Below are 13,096 nucleotides of genomic sequence, written 5' to 3'. Positions count from 1 at the left end.
GGCAAGACCGGGCGAGACGGGCAGGAGTTCGGTCGCCGCGGGGCGCGCGGTCTACAGCAGGACGGAATCCGCCGGGTCGGCCTTGAGATGGCGGTAGGCCTTGGCAGTGGCCACCCGGCCGCGGGAGGTGCGCTTGAGAAAGCCGCACTGGATCAGGTAGGGTTCGTAGATGTCCTCTATGGTCCGGACCTCCTCGGCGCAGGCCACGGCCAGGGTCTTCACGCCCACGGGGCCGCCGCCGAACTGGTTGACCACCACGTCGAGGATCTTGCGGTCCATCTGGTCCAGGCCGTGCGGGTCCACGTCCAGCCGCTCCAGCGCCATTTCCGCCAGTTCCATGTCTACTTCCTCTTTTCCGGCCACGACCATGTAGTCGCGCACGCGCCGCAGCAGCCGGTTGGCGATGCGCGGGGTGCCCCGCGAGCGGCGTCCGATGGCCAGGGCGCCTTCGTCCGTGAGCGTCACGCCGAGGATGCCGCTCGCGCGCTGGACGATGCGGGCGAGTTCCTCGGGCGAGTAGAAGTCGATGCGGAAGATGCAGCCGAAGCGGTCGCGCAGGGGCGAGGTCAGCAGGCCGAGGCGGGTGGTCGCGCCCACGAGGGTGAAGGGCTCCAGGTCGATCTTGACCGTGCGGGCGCCCGGTCCCTGGCCGATGATCAGGTCGAGCTTGAAGTCCTCCAGCGCGGGGTAGAGCACTTCCTCCACGTTGGCGGGCATGCGGTGGATCTCGTCGATGAAGAGGATGTCGTGGGCCTGGAGATTGGTCAGAATGGCCGCGAGGTCGCCGGACCGTTCCATGACCGGGCCGGAGGTGGACACGAGGTTCACGCCCATTTCCGAGGCGATGATCTTGGCCAGGGTGGTTTTGCCCAGGCCGGGGTTGCCGTAGAAGAGGGTATGGTCGGCGGCTCTTCGGCGCTCGCGCGCCGCGCGCAGAAAAACTTCCAGGTTGGCGCGCAGCTCGTCCTGGCCGATGAAGTCCGCGAGGCGTCGGGGGCGTACGTTTTCGTCAACGGTGCATGTGGTCATGGCTTCTCGTCAGCGCGCCGAGGCAATGCGCCGCAGTGTCTGGCGGATGGCTCCCGCCGCGTCCAGGTCGGGCTCGGCCTCGAAGATCTCCTTGAGCAGGGGACGGGCCTCCTCGTCGGAGTAGCCCAGGTTGCCCAGGCCCGCAAGGGCGTCCATGAACTCCGAACCGGAAACGCCTTCGGGCGCGCCCACGCGGGCCTTGAATTCGCCCAGGCCGCCCACCTTGTCCTTGAGAAACCAGAGAATCTGCTTGGCCGACTTGGGACCGATGCCCGGCACCGTGGCCAGGGCCTTGTCGTCCTCGCGGAAGGCGATCTCGCGCAGGCGCTCCGCGTCGAAGTGCGAGAGGATGGCCAGGGCCTTTTTGGGGCCGAGCTTGTCGATGGAGATGAGCGTGCGGAAGAGGCGGCGTTCCTCGGCGTCGAGAAAGCCGTAGAGATCGATGGCCTTTTCGCCCACGATGGTGTGCACGAAGAGTTCCGCCTCGCCGCCGGAACCGGGCAGGGCAGCGATCACCGAGGTGGGCGCGGCCACATGGTAGCCCACGCCGCCCGCAGTGAGCAGGGTCAGGCTCGCTTCGTCCTTCTCGACCAGGGTTCCCTTGAGGTAGGCGATCATGCTGCTTCCTTGGGCCGGGTTGCGATTCGGGGGGCCGCCGATTTCGGGCACCTTACCCGCGCAGCCGCCCGCAAGGCAAGGCAAACGATCAGAGTCCCGCCAATCGTTTCATGCGCCGCTGGTTCAGGTGGCAGATGGCCACGGCCAGGGCGTCGGAGGCGTCCTCGGCCCAGCCGGGATTCTTCATGCCCAGCACCTGGGCGACCATGAAGGCGACTTGGTCCTTGGGCGCGTTGCCCACGCCCACGATGCTCTTCTTGACCTTGCTCGGCTCGTATTCGGCCACGCTGAGCCCGGCCACGCTGCACGCGGCCAGGGCCGCGCCGCGCGCCTGGCCCAGCTTGAGCGCGCTGAGCGCGTTCTTGGAGACGAAGACGTTCTCGAAGGCGCTCTCGTCCGGCGCATGGCGGCGGATGATTTCCGCGAGGTCCGTGTAGATCACGCCCAGACGAAAGGGCATGTCTTTTTTGGCGGGGGGGCGGATGGTGCCCGCCTCCACGAGGCTGAGGCAGCCCGAAGTCTCGGCCACGATGCCGTACCCGGTGACGCGGGAGCCGGGATCGAGGCCGAGAACCACGACCACGCGCTAGTCCATCCCTTCCAGGGCTTCGTCCGGGAAGTCGGCGGTGACGTGGATGTTCTGCACGTCCTCGTTGTCTTCCAGGGCGTCCATGAGCCGGATGACCTTGCGGGCCGTATCCACGTCCACCTCGATGAGGTTTTGCGGAACCCAGGTCACTTCGGCGCTCTCGAATTCGTAGCCCGCGTCCTCGAAGGCCTTCTGCACGGCCATGAAGTCGCTGGGGGCGGTGTGCACGGTCAGGGTGCCGTCCTCGTCGAGCACGTCCTCGGCTCCGGCCTCCAGACCGATCTCCATGACGTCGTCCTCGGTGTATTTCTCGCCGTTGAAGACGAGCACGCCCTTCTTGTCGAACATCCAGGCCACGCATCCGGCCTCGCCCATGCTGCCGCCGTGCTTGCCGAGGATGTGGCGCACCTCGGCCACGGTGCGGTTCTTGTTGTCCGTGGCCACTTCGATGAGCACGGCCACGCCGCCGGGCGCGTATCCTTCATACATGAATTCCCAGATGTCGCCGCCGGCCAGCTCGCCCGTGCCTTTCTTGATCGCGTTCTCGATCTTGTCCTTGGGCAGGTTCACGGCCTTGGCCTTCTGGATGGCGAGGCGCAGCGTGGAGTTGTCCTCAGGGTTGCCGCCGCCCGCCTTGGCGGCGAGGATGATGTCTTTGGCGGCTTTGGTGAAGAACTTGGCCTTTTTGGCATCCTGGCGACCCTTGCGGTGCTGGATGTTGGCCCATTTACTGTGTCCGGCCATGGAAACCTCCGTATATGGCGAAAGTGTTGTTGTCGGCGATGTGGAGCGTATTTACCGTGCCGTGTCCCGAAAGCCAAGTCCCACAACGAACATTTCCTTGGACTCGGCCCTGGAGCTTTTCGGCTTGCACGTTTTGACCTTGTCGAACAGGGGCCGCAGCGAATCCGTATAGGCGCGCATGTCCGGCCCGTCGAAAATCTTGATGACGAAGTGCCCGCCCGGCTTGAGAACCTGTACTGCCAGGTCGCGGGCCATCTCGCAGAGGTCCAGGCTGCGGGCCTGGTCCGCGAATTTCACCCCCGTGGTCTTGGGGGCCATGTCCGAGATGACCATGTCGTAGGGGGCGAGCTCGGCCCGGCGCGCGGCAAAGGGGCCGTCCTCCTCGAAGGCGTCGCCGTGGAAGAATTCCACGTTGGGCGGGAATTCCGTGTCCGTGGTCTGGAGGTCGACGCCGAGCACATGGCCCTCCGGGCCGACCTTCTTGGCGGCGAAAAGGCTCCAGGAGCCGGGAGCCGCGCCCAGTTCCAGCACGTTTTGCCCGCGCCGGAACACGCAGAATTTCTTTTCGATTTCCTGGAGCTTGTAGACGCTGCGGGCAGGGTAGTTTTCCTGCTTGGCGCGCTTGAAGTAGTAGTCTTGATATTTTTTCATAAACCGTCGAAAAGAAGGTGATACAGCCCGGCGAACATTCTACGTCACATGGAGGAAGCATGCAAATCCGGCCGCGCCGCGTTCAGGTGGTCACGGAGATCGGGCTGACGCAAAGCCTGCCGTCCGGTCCGGCCCACTTCGACCGCCTGGGCCAGGGCCGCAAGGAACTCTTCCTCGGACTCGGCCCGGAGCCCGGCAAACTGTCCGAATATTTTCCCTCCGTCAAGGAGGCGCTTTATGTGGAATGTCCGGAATTCGAGCGGCAGATGCCGCCGGACTGGAAAAAATCCATTCCCGAAGGGTTTACGCGCATTAGGCCGCAGGAGCTGACCCCGGCCCTGGCCCGGTCCTGCACCACCCGGCGCTACCTGCGCAACATCCGGCTGTTCCCCTCGTTCTGGGGGCCGCTCTGGGCGCTTTGCGGCCTGCCCCACCTCGAGGGAATGCCCCGGCCGGAAAAGGACGTTGTCTGGCTGCCGGGCGAGGGCTCGGACCTGCTCATGCGCGAGCTGGACCTCGCCTTCCGTTCCGAAGGCTACGAGGTGGTCCGGCCCCGGCTCGACCGCGAGGCCAGCAGCATGGACCTGCCCTGGCGTCTGACCAAGGAGCGGCCACACCTGTTTTTTTCCGTCAATTTCAAGGGACTCGATTCCTTCGGCGGCCTGTATTACCTGCTGCGCCAAGCCGGGGCGCGGGTGGCGGTCTGGTGCGTGGACAACCCCTTCCACCTGCTCACGGGCATCAAGTCGCGCTACTGGACGGAGCTGGACCTCTTCGTCACGGACGACTGGTTCATCGAGCCGCTGAGGCGGCTGGGCGCGAAGAGCGTGCACCATCTGCCGCTGGCCGCCAGCCCCGCGCTGTTCAAGGACAAGGACGCCCCCTCGGCCCACGGGCTGGAAGACAGGCTTGTGTTCGTGGGGCGCTCCGAATTCCCGCAGAAAAAGGAATTTTTCGCGGGCATCCGCCGCGACGAGACGCTCTGGCCCGAGGCGCGCGCCAAGCTCGCGCAGGGCGAGCGGCCCGACTTCGGCTGGTGGCTGAAGCGTCTGGGCATCGACCCGCCCTGGCCGGGCAACGACGTGCGCCGCGCCGGGTTCATGGCCGAGGAGACCGGGCGCCGCTGGCGCTCCCTCTGCCTCATCGCGGCGGGGAGCGGCATCGTGGTCTACGGAGACGCGAACTGGCGGGCGCTGCTGGAAAGCGGCGTGGACGTGCGGCCTCCGGTGGACTACTACGGCGCGCTGCCCTCGATCTACGCCAGGGCCTCGGCCTGCTTGAACATGACCAGCCCGCTTCTGCCCAGCGGCCTGACCCAGCGGCACTTCGACGTCTGGGCCGTGGGCGGGTTCCTGCTCACGGACGACACGCCCGGACTGAAGATCTTTCCGACCGAGCTGGTGCGCGAGGTGTCCTTCCACAAGCCTTCGGAAATCCCGGCGCTGTTCGCGCGGCACCGCTCGGCAGCGGCCCGCTCCGGACTGGCCCGTGCCTGGCGCGACCTGATCCTCGCGGAACACACCTACACCCAGCGCGTGCGCAAGGTGCTCAAAACTGTGGGGCTGTAAGGGGCTGTGAGGGCTATCGGGCGCAGGCCGCAGCCGCAGCAGGTTCACGGCTGCAATGCGGCGCCCCGCAGAATCCCGATCAGCGCATCGGCCAGTTGCTCGCTTTCGGCATACAGCGAACTGTCTATCGTGATGTGATAATTGCCGGAATCCTTCCAGTCCGCGCCGGTGTACTTCCGGCAATAATAGGCCCGCTCGCGGTCGAGCTTCTGTATTTCCTCGGACGAAACAGCGGATTCAACGCCGTATTCCTCGGCGATCTTCGCCTTGCGGTATTCCTCGCCGGCATGGATGAAGACGCTGAAGCAGTGCGGGTGGTCCTTCAGAATGAAATTCGCGCAGCGGCCCACAATGACGCAGGGCCCTTTGCTGCTGATGTCGCGGATGATCTTGCTTTGGACCAGGAAGAGGATGTCGGACGGAGGAAGCTGGTCGTTCACATAGGCATAGTTCTGCATGAACAGTTCATTGAGCAGCGTTCCCGCCAGCTTTTGCTCGTTTTCCTGAATGTACTCCTCGGTGAATCCGCTTTCCTTCGCGGTGATGTCGATGATTTCCTTGTCATAAAAAGCGATGCCCAGTTTTCTGGCCATGGCCTGGCCGATCCGATGCCCGCCGCTGCCGTATTCGCGGGAGATCGTGACCACGAGGAATTTGTTCTGGGCGTCCGGCTGGAGCTCGCGCCCTACTTCTTCCGGAATCCCGGCGCTCAACCAGGAGCCGAGCCAGGGCAATCTGCTGTTGTAGAACTTGACGAGCATGCCGACCAGCAGGGCGGCGAAGACGGTTCCTTCGCGCACGCCTTCCAATCGGTTCAGGAGGATGAACGAGCTGGCCACGCCGATGATGACCATGGAGCTGTCGAGCCCGACCTTCAGCTTGCCGAATTCCTTCTTGAAGGTATCGGCGAGGACGACCACCAGCCCATCGCCGGGAAGATACGTCAGATTCGCCTTGACCAGCAGGAAAATTCCAAAGGCAATGACCGCGCAACTGAGCAGACACCAGGACACCTGCCAGACATAGGACGAGACGTTGAGCCCCTGGAGCAGATACATGGCGAGGTCGATGCAGAACCCGAACACGGAAACTGCGGCGAGCTGCGAGAGATGCAGAAGCGTGAATCGCTTCCGCAGAATTAGGAACTCGGCGATGACGAACAGCGTGTTCATGAGGATCGTCAACTGGCCCAGGGTGAAATCAAAGCTCAAACTGTAGATGTAGGGAATGCAGGAGATCGGCGAGACGCCGAGATTTGCTTTGACGGATAGGGCCACGCCCAGCGCCATGCAAAACAGTCCCAATACGGCGACGACAATTCGTTTTGTGATCTTCATCTGCGGGATGCCTTCGCCAGGGCGGCGTATGTTGCATATTGCGCGTTCTGCGGCGCGATGCTGCGCTTGCGCGGAATGGAGGGGGGATGCGCCGGTCTGGTTGTCGCAATCCGCACTGCCGGTTCGTCGGTTGCGCGGCTGGGGCGCATCCGCCTGCTGCCGCTCGCGCCGGCCGTTCGTGCGGCGGCTCGCGTCAAGCCGTGACGGATCAATAGAGCTACGGGTTCTGGTTGTCAAATTGGTGAACAATGAACTTACATTAAGCGGGATTGCGCCACGGCACCTGCGCAGGCGAGCCGCGGCTGCGCAAGGTGCTTTGGCCCGGTTCATGCCGTTTGGAGAGAAAAAACGCGACTTCTGTCCATCAAACTGACGAGCGCTGCCTTCGCAAGGCAGAAGGCATGAGTCGCGGGCGCTTTCCTGCGGGCATTTCTTGGCGGGAAATCCGGCAACGGCAAGCCGCTGCGGATAACGCGAAAAAACACTTGTGCCCCGGAACGAAAAACGGTAATCAATCGCCCTTACCACGTGGGGACGTAGCTCAGTTGGGAGAGCGCTGCCTTCGCAAGGCAGAAGTCGAGAGTTCAAATCTCTTCGTCTCCACCAAGAACACAAAGCCCTTTCAGCTAGTTAGCCGAAAGGGTTTTTCTTTTTTGCCATTCTGTACAACCCCTGTACAACTTTTCAGGATGACACTCCCCACTTCAGCAAGCAGGCGAATTGTGCAACGAACAGTAGCTATGCGGCTGTAATCCAGAAACGTAAGTTGAGAAAACGGGTCACCTGACATGAGAAACGCCGGGTCCCCCGTTTTTAGTTGGCACGGAGGCTTCTAAGCGCGTGCGCGCGTGGCCAGGGTGATCCGGGTGAGGGCCGGTTCCCAGGTGGCGAAGGCAGGGTCCAGGGGGCGTCGAATAGGCAGGGATCCTTGGGCCAGGGCCGTGGCCGAATCCACCAGCCGTCGGACGCCCAGCAGGCCGAGTTTTCGACGCCTGGAGTTGCCCCTATAAAACCGGACATACTGCCGTTAATGACAGGCGGATGAACTCTCTTGGCGAGCGTATCCGCAGAATAGGTCCATCAGGCAGAGTTCAAAGTTTGAAACATGCTTGCTATATCTATAATAACATATTACGCTTACGCTTCTTTTTTAAGATAAGATTATCGCCTTTTGACGTGGTATTTGTCTAACTGAGCAAGAACCTTGTATAGGCGGCTGCGGTCTACTTTGTAAGCCCGTATGGTCTTCTTGTGTTTCGGGGAATAGTACTCGCCGCACAAAATTCCAGAGCGCTTTGGAAGGAGGATCTTCTCTTTTTCAAGCCAACGAGTGAATTCCAAGCGTGTGGATTTGGCCTGTGCTATTTGTGTCATTATGTCGGTACGAACAAGGAAGAATCTCTTGGAAAGTTGGATTAATGGCCTTGCAATGCGGGATTCGATTTTAGGTGACAGCAGGTTCGAGGGGAAATGCATCTTTAGTTTTTGAAGCATATTCAGCATGTTAAAATGATGATGGCTGATGTCTATCATGAAATCATTAAAAATCTCCGAAAGAGGACCTCCGTGCCACCAATCGGGCTGTTTTGCTTGGGCAAGACGACCGATTGCAAAGCAAAGAGACAGGAATTTTTGAGCCTGTTTTATGGGGGTAGGGTTTGGCGCGCTCGGCCAATAGGTTTTGCCTTCCTCTAAATAGGCTTGGATGGCCTTGGTCGACTCTCCCTGCTGTCCTTTTGCACTTTCTACGAGCGAATTTGTTAAATGAGCATCAAAGATAAAAGCCTGAATGAATCTGTCAGTGATTTTGATGTCAATCCCAAGAAGTTTGTCGCGATCAACGAACGTGGATGCGCTTTCTTGGTGGTTCTTTGTTTGTCCCAGCGGTGATTCTCCGCTGGACACGATAACGGCAACAACTCCTTCCTCCGCCCCCTTTCTGCCATTGAAAAATCGGCGAACCAGACTCCGCATGGACTTTATGTCCGGTTGCGGCACTTCGTATATACACAGCGCCGTGTCCTTGTAGTGTTGCTTGAGTTCGCGCAGATGGTCATGAGCTTGTCGGAAAGAATAGGCGGTTCCGGACCAAACAGAACTTGCGGCAAGCACAGCGGACAGTCGCTTAGCTTGCGTTCCTCCATAGAAATGGACCGCCACGCCGGATAGTTTGTGCGGCTTTAGAAATGGGGCGGCCAGAGCTGCGGTGATAGCTAATAAGACATAGGGATCAGCTGTCGAACTCATGTCGCCAAAAGGGGGTATCCGGCATAGGAGATTCTCGCCTTTCGGGAGCGTTAAACTTGAAGCAAGAGATCGGTTTGATGAATCGTTGTCCTGACAAGGGAAGACAAAGCTACCGTCAGCCTGCCAGCCTCTGGACACGGAAAACCTGGGCGGGGTTTCTGATTTGTTCCGATTGCCAAGAAGGCTCAGCAAGTATCTTCGTAACAGTCCCTTCTCGTATTTGTCAGAGGGGAGATGAATGTCATGGCGGCTGAGAATGTTGAACAATTGCGGCGAACGAATGCCTTCGACGCTGATAGTGACAGCTTTCTTGAACCCCACTCTGTCATAACAATGAATTCGTTTTGCCTGAACCAAATCAGAGTCCGCACCCAAGACATCCTCTGCCCAGATCGGGTCCATAACCCGTACCCGTTTTCTTGTCCTGCCAAACGAATATACCCCATCACGATGTAGATCGAAGTATAGATTCAAATGCGAAGTCGCTTGCGTCAGATCGTACGCGCACGTGTATGCGAGAGCGTGTGGACTCGTTACCCCACAATTCTCCTTACATGGATATTTCTTGTCGAATTGCGTCAGGAGTTTCATGATATCGGCACATGAGTGAAGTGTCGTGAGGGCTTGCAGGGCCGTATTGAAGCGTGTTCTGTCGAGACTGCTCAACAGATGGGAGCTCCCGCATTGTACAATCAGCTTCAGAAAGAGGTCTGGCTCCATCCCGGACAGCGTGCAAACTTTGGCGAGATCTTCCTCCGTTACGGAATGTTGGGAGACGAGGGATGAAAACACGCTACATTTCAATATGAAAGCTGGCGCCGGCAGGAAATAGTCGCTTCTCCCTTGGGCTTTTTGGATCCAATCAAAGTATAGTTCAGCCATAGGAGATATTGGCACTTTAGGATGCTGAAGCTTTTGGGCCAATAAAGCTGCCTTGCTGAAGAGGATAGAAGACGGATTCATGTGGTTTTCTACATCTTCGACAGCACCAAGGCGTCGTTGAATGGCACGGTCAAAATCAAGCCGCCAGGGTGCACCGATATCTCCCCGAAACAGCTTTTCAGGAATGAGAATTGTCACCTTTCCAGGTTGGAAATAAGCAGTCAGACAGTTCAATGGTATTCGATAATAACGGAAAAAATTAGTTGCTTTCAACGGGAGAGGGATGTCGGGATAACGGTCCAGGCTTCCGATTTCTTCTGGTTGCATTTCATGTCGGCAATGAAATATTAGCTGGAGATCTCCCCATATTCGTGTTGGCTTCGGATAGTATTTCAATTTTTGCGAATAGGAGTGCACGCTCAGAGCTGAAACTCCTAACCAAGGTGTGTTGCGGCGATCGTAATTGTCATTGGAGAAGGGTGTGAACCATATGATACTATTGTCATCCATAAGCGCATATCGAAATCTTGCATTGGAGGTCATGTCTTGGTCTCCGATCTCAAGGGATCATCACAAATAAACTCACGCAACGGGCGTGGCAACGTTTTTATCCCTGAACGAACGAAATGTAGACATTTTTTACCGACAGGTGACATCCTATGAAGCTACAAGGCAAAGTTGGAGGTCCCTATGGAAAATATTAGACAAGAATTGATTAAGCATCTTCCGCCATTATTTGCTGGTACGTCCTTGGATAGATTGACCGGTGATGCCCTCCGCTGGCGAACCATTCAGAATCTTCGATCCCAAAAGAAAATTCCCGGAGAGTGTTTTGTGCGCCAGGGGAGCCGCAAGGTACTAGTTGTTCGGGATTTATTTGTGGACTGGTGGATGGGACAGATTGATTAGAGGCTTTACCGCGAAGGTGGCTACGATGCCACCTCACCTGATGCAACCACTTCTCGTGTAGCTTCTGAATAAGGGCTGGGCATCTCGCTCAGCCCTTACCCTTTACAGCTCCTGCCCTAGCGGAGTTGAGAACATCCGAAGCGACGAACCCCATGCGGGGTGTCTTCCTTTTGGCTGACTTTGGCCAAGTAGCTGGCCCTTTCGAAACAACGCTTGTAATTATGATCAAATTCCTGTTGCTGGTGATCCTGTTCAATCCGGGTAGCATCTCGTAATGGCTGCTGAAGCATGACGCCGTTTTCTCCTGAGTGGATGCCATGCGGCTTGTCGCACCAGTCGATCAGGCCTTTGGCGTTTGTTCCAAGCACTCGTCCCCAGATGCGTTCAACCTCCATAAGAAGGTTCCGGTAATTCCGAACTTTTCGGCCATCGACCATCAGGACGGCATGGTAGTGGGGGAGGCTGCTTGATTTGCATTCTCGAACCCAGACATAGGCCAGATGAATGCCATTGTTGTTGGCATTCTCTTGTAATACTTTGAAAAGCCAGCCAATTTCCACGTTCCGCCCAGACGTTTCGTACCCATGAGGAAATCGGATATCAAACCGAACAAACAGAACCCTTGCATGCTTGCTGGTCATGAAATTCATCCGTTCGTAGAGCTTTTGTAGGATATCATTGTAGCAGTAATACTGACCAAAAACACCCGTGTTGATTGGTTGTTCCGAGTAGTGATTTCCATTTGTCGTTTGCTTATAGTTCACTTGAAGCCTCCCTTTTATTCATAATATGTTGAATAAAATTAAAAGTAACTTGCTGTGTCCATACTATGAATTGGGATTGATTGTTATATTTGAGTATTTGATATTACCTAATAGCACCGAGTCTACTCCTTGGATTTGAAAAAGTTCTGTTCTGCAACACATCAAGCTGGCTTTAATTTACAGAAGAGAGAAAATCGAAAGTTATTTCGATTTGATCTGAGCAGCATGTCGACTGTGCGTTTGACGCAGAATATAAAAAAGCCTCCCCAGAGTGCTCCAGGGAGGCTTTCTAAAGCTCTCAGAAGCTGTGCAGAAACAGTAAAACGAGCGACGAGAGGGAGAAGAGTCAGCGTGTTATGCCCTGTTCAAATTGTCTGAGGAGGGAGTGTTGATGCGAATGGATGCCTTGCAGCTCTACTTCGGAAGAATTATTGAGTCGAATTTCTGAAACAGTCCAATCTCGTTTTCAATTTATCCAGAGCCTGAGGCATAACGTGTCGGCAAACAGTTGGGTCCAGTCCAGATTGTGAACCATACTTGCTAGACCCGCCATGGCGATCCGCCCCTGTGTTTGTGCGAAACGACAGTTATCGTGACTCTTTCGAGTGCCAGAACCGCAGGATATAGACCACCTCGGGTTTGACGAGGTAACGGACTACATAGCGACCGAACACGAACTCCCGCACGCCTTCAATGTCTTCAAGAGGACGCCCGATGTGGGGCATTTCAGCAAAGCGGATGATGGCCGATTTGAGGTTCAGCACCGTGGAACGGGCCATCTCTGGATCATGCAGCGCCAGAAAGTCGTGCAGCCGTTTCAGATCCTCAACTGACTCCGGCGAGAACCTTATCCGCATTCAGGCGCATCCGACTCTGTTTCTGATCCCCAGCTGTCCAGCCAGGCGAAGACCTCCTCGCCGTCAATGTACCGGCCAGCCTCAATGCTCTCGATGGCCAGCAGGGTCTCGGTGCGGCGCTTCTCCCGTTCTTCGTGTCTGTTGATGAAATCGACCATGAATTCGCGTAATAGATGGCTGGAGTTCTTGCCCTGGCTTTTGGCGATGGCCTCGAACTTGTTCTTGAGGGCGGTATCGACGCGCGCCCGGATGGTTTCCTGCATGCTGCCTCCTGCGTGTGGCTACACTATGCCACATGGAGGGGCGTTGTAAATCTGTTTTTCGGAGTTGACTTGCCTCTCCGGGATGTCCAGAGACAGCTGAAGGCTAATGTAGACAAGGACCGAGTCCTTGTAACCTTCGAGCCACCGAATGGCTTCCACGGGATCACGGACCTTTTCGATGGGTTTGAGGTTCGCAGTCTCGCGGATGCCGCCGCGGCAGTCCCAGCTGAAGAATTTCCAGCCAGGACATTTGATGACGCCTTCGTCCCGGTCGGGGTCGGACGTGACGATGCACAAGGCGGGGCGCCCGCCTTCAGGTAGTCGAGGAGCATTGCATCTCCTTGGGATATGTGAAGGGTTTTAGGGAAATGACTACGGAGCATCACCGCACAAGTCGGTAACCTTTGTATCTGTATATGAATTTAAGGCTGATTGCATGACCTGCTGAAGATGGTGCAGGCAGCCGCCGTAAAACGCTGGGATGGCATGAGGATAGAGGTCGACTGCGTTTTCTTGATGCGTCCACGGATTATCGAAAAGGTCCGGTGCGTGGCGACAATCGGCCCGGGCGACAACGGCGAAGCGGTGATGACGGTGCTCTGCTTGCCGTTGGACGACTAACCATGAAATTCAGAAGG

General features: G+C 57.5%; 14 protein-coding genes and 1 tRNA gene. 4 read left to right on the top strand and 11 right to left on the bottom strand.

Going from position 1 to position 13,096, the window contains the following annotated elements; all coding sequences use genetic code 11:
• Nucleotides 1-51: 51 nt before the first annotated feature.
• The 5 genes from ruvB to G452_RS0101005 form a co-directional block, all read right to left on the bottom strand.
• Nucleotides 52-1,029, bottom strand: a complete 978-nt coding sequence (gene ruvB, locus G452_RS0101025) for a Holliday junction branch migration DNA helicase RuvB (RefSeq protein WP_022660404.1) — start codon at nucleotides 1,027-1,029, stop codon at nucleotides 52-54.
• Nucleotides 1,030-1,038: 9 nt separating this feature from the next.
• The gene (gene ruvA, locus G452_RS0101020; RefSeq protein ID WP_022660403.1) at nucleotides 1,039-1,647 is read right to left on the bottom strand and encodes a Holliday junction branch migration protein RuvA; all 609 of its coding nucleotides are present in this window, start codon (nucleotides 1,645-1,647) and stop codon (nucleotides 1,039-1,041) included.
• An 88-nt stretch (nucleotides 1,648-1,735) separates the two neighbouring features.
• Nucleotides 1,736-2,230 carry a crossover junction endodeoxyribonuclease RuvC gene (ruvC, locus tag G452_RS0101015; RefSeq protein WP_022660402.1) on the bottom strand — a complete coding sequence of 165 codons (495 nt, stop codon included), beginning with the start codon at nucleotides 2,228-2,230 and terminating at the stop codon, nucleotides 1,736-1,738.
• A 3-nt stretch (nucleotides 2,231-2,233) separates the two neighbouring features.
• Nucleotides 2,234-2,980, bottom strand: a complete 747-nt coding sequence (locus G452_RS0101010) for a YebC/PmpR family DNA-binding transcriptional regulator (RefSeq protein WP_022660401.1) — start codon at nucleotides 2,978-2,980, stop codon at nucleotides 2,234-2,236.
• Between the two features lie 51 nt (nucleotides 2,981-3,031).
• The gene (locus tag G452_RS0101005; RefSeq protein ID WP_022660399.1) at nucleotides 3,032-3,631 is read right to left on the bottom strand and encodes an RlmE family RNA methyltransferase; all 600 of its coding nucleotides are present in this window, start codon (nucleotides 3,629-3,631) and stop codon (nucleotides 3,032-3,034) included.
• A gap of 59 nt (nucleotides 3,632-3,690) precedes the next feature.
• Here G452_RS0101005 and G452_RS0101000 point away from each other — a divergent pair, with 59 nt between their 5' ends.
• Nucleotides 3,691-5,199, top strand: coding sequence for a glycosyltransferase family protein (locus G452_RS0101000; protein ID WP_022660398.1), 1,509 nt, complete (start codon nucleotides 3,691-3,693; stop codon nucleotides 5,197-5,199).
• A 44-nt stretch (nucleotides 5,200-5,243) separates the two neighbouring features.
• Here G452_RS0101000 and G452_RS0100995 read toward each other — a convergent pair whose 3' ends face one another.
• Nucleotides 5,244-7,064: a cytidylate kinase family protein gene (locus G452_RS0100995; RefSeq protein WP_155887455.1), complete on the bottom strand. Its 1,821-nt coding sequence runs from the start codon at nucleotides 7,062-7,064 to the stop codon at nucleotides 5,244-5,246.
• A 2-nt stretch (nucleotides 7,065-7,066) separates the two neighbouring features.
• On the opposite strand from G452_RS0100995, the gene G452_RS0100990 reads away from it, so the two are divergent.
• Nucleotides 7,067-7,142, top strand: a tRNA-Ala gene (locus tag G452_RS0100990).
• A gap of 555 nt (nucleotides 7,143-7,697) precedes the next feature.
• Here the strand turns inward: G452_RS0100990 and G452_RS21280 are convergent.
• Complete coding sequence (locus G452_RS21280) at nucleotides 7,698-10,208, bottom strand: DUF927 domain-containing protein (RefSeq protein ID WP_155887453.1); 2,511 nt, start codon at nucleotides 10,206-10,208, stop codon at nucleotides 7,698-7,700.
• 147 nt (nucleotides 10,209-10,355) lie between these two features.
• On the opposite strand from G452_RS21280, the gene G452_RS20955 reads away from it, so the two are divergent.
• Complete coding sequence (locus G452_RS20955; protein ID WP_081650415.1) at nucleotides 10,356-10,574, top strand: hypothetical protein; 219 nt, start codon at nucleotides 10,356-10,358, stop codon at nucleotides 10,572-10,574.
• Between the two features lie 116 nt (nucleotides 10,575-10,690).
• Here the strand turns inward: G452_RS20955 and G452_RS20950 are convergent, their stop codons facing one another.
• The 4 genes from G452_RS20950 to G452_RS0100960 form a co-directional block, all read right to left on the bottom strand.
• Complete coding sequence (locus G452_RS20950; protein ID WP_081650414.1) at nucleotides 10,691-11,338, bottom strand: YagK/YfjJ domain-containing protein; 648 nt, start codon at nucleotides 11,336-11,338, stop codon at nucleotides 10,691-10,693.
• A 587-nt stretch (nucleotides 11,339-11,925) separates the two neighbouring features.
• Nucleotides 11,926-12,195, bottom strand: a complete 270-nt coding sequence (locus G452_RS0100970; protein ID WP_022660393.1) for a type II toxin-antitoxin system RelE/ParE family toxin — start codon at nucleotides 12,193-12,195, stop codon at nucleotides 11,926-11,928.
• Nucleotides 12,186-12,458 (bottom strand): CopG family ribbon-helix-helix protein, encoded by a 273-nt coding sequence (locus G452_RS0100965; RefSeq protein ID WP_022660392.1) that lies wholly within the window; start codon nucleotides 12,456-12,458, stop codon nucleotides 12,186-12,188. Before G452_RS0100965 ends, G452_RS0100970 begins: the two co-directional genes overlap by 10 nt.
• 18 nt (nucleotides 12,459-12,476) lie before the next feature.
• Nucleotides 12,477-12,755: a hypothetical protein gene (locus G452_RS0100960; RefSeq protein ID WP_022660391.1), complete on the bottom strand. Its 279-nt coding sequence runs from the start codon at nucleotides 12,753-12,755 to the stop codon at nucleotides 12,477-12,479.
• A gap of 135 nt (nucleotides 12,756-12,890) precedes the next feature.
• Between G452_RS0100960 and G452_RS17530 the strand changes: the two genes are divergently transcribed.
• Complete coding sequence (locus tag G452_RS17530; RefSeq protein WP_022660390.1) at nucleotides 12,891-13,079, top strand: DUF6573 family protein; 189 nt, start codon at nucleotides 12,891-12,893, stop codon at nucleotides 13,077-13,079.
• Nucleotides 13,080-13,096 lie beyond the last annotated feature (17 nt).

This window comes from Paucidesulfovibrio longus DSM 6739 (assembly GCF_000420485.1).
Classification (GTDB): Bacteria; Desulfobacterota; Desulfovibrionia; order Desulfovibrionales; family Desulfovibrionaceae; genus Paucidesulfovibrio; species Paucidesulfovibrio longus.
The sequence above is the reverse complement of the archived record's forward strand: the minus strand, read 5'-3'. Positions and strand labels throughout refer to the sequence as shown.

Bases quoted from the DNA above. Each gene is read 5' to 3' on its own strand.
- G452_RS0101005 (WP_022660399.1), bottom strand. From the start codon at position 3,631: ATGAAAAAATATCAAGACTACTACTTCAAGCGCGCCAAGCAGGAAAAC.
- G452_RS0100970 (WP_022660393.1), bottom strand. From the start codon at position 12,195: ATGCGGATAAGGTTCTCGCCGGAGTCAGTTGAGGATCTGAAACGGCTG.
- G452_RS0101010 (WP_022660401.1), bottom strand. From the start codon at position 2,980: ATGGCCGGACACAGTAAATGGGCCAACATCCAGCACCGCAAGGGTCGC.
- G452_RS20955 (WP_081650415.1), top strand. From the start codon at position 10,356: ATGGAAAATATTAGACAAGAATTGATTAAGCATCTTCCGCCATTATTT.
- G452_RS21280 (WP_155887453.1), bottom strand. From the start codon at position 10,208: ATGACCTCCAATGCAAGATTTCGATATGCGCTTATGGATGACAATAGT.
- G452_RS0101000 (WP_022660398.1), top strand. From the start codon at position 3,691: ATGCAAATCCGGCCGCGCCGCGTTCAGGTGGTCACGGAGATCGGGCTG.
- ruvA (WP_022660403.1), bottom strand. From the start codon at position 1,647: ATGATCGCCTACCTCAAGGGAACCCTGGTCGAGAAGGACGAAGCGAGC.
- G452_RS0100965 (WP_022660392.1), bottom strand. From the start codon at position 12,458: ATGCAGGAAACCATCCGGGCGCGCGTCGATACCGCCCTCAAGAACAAG.
- ruvB (WP_022660404.1), bottom strand. From the start codon at position 1,029: ATGACCACATGCACCGTTGACGAAAACGTACGCCCCCGACGCCTCGCG.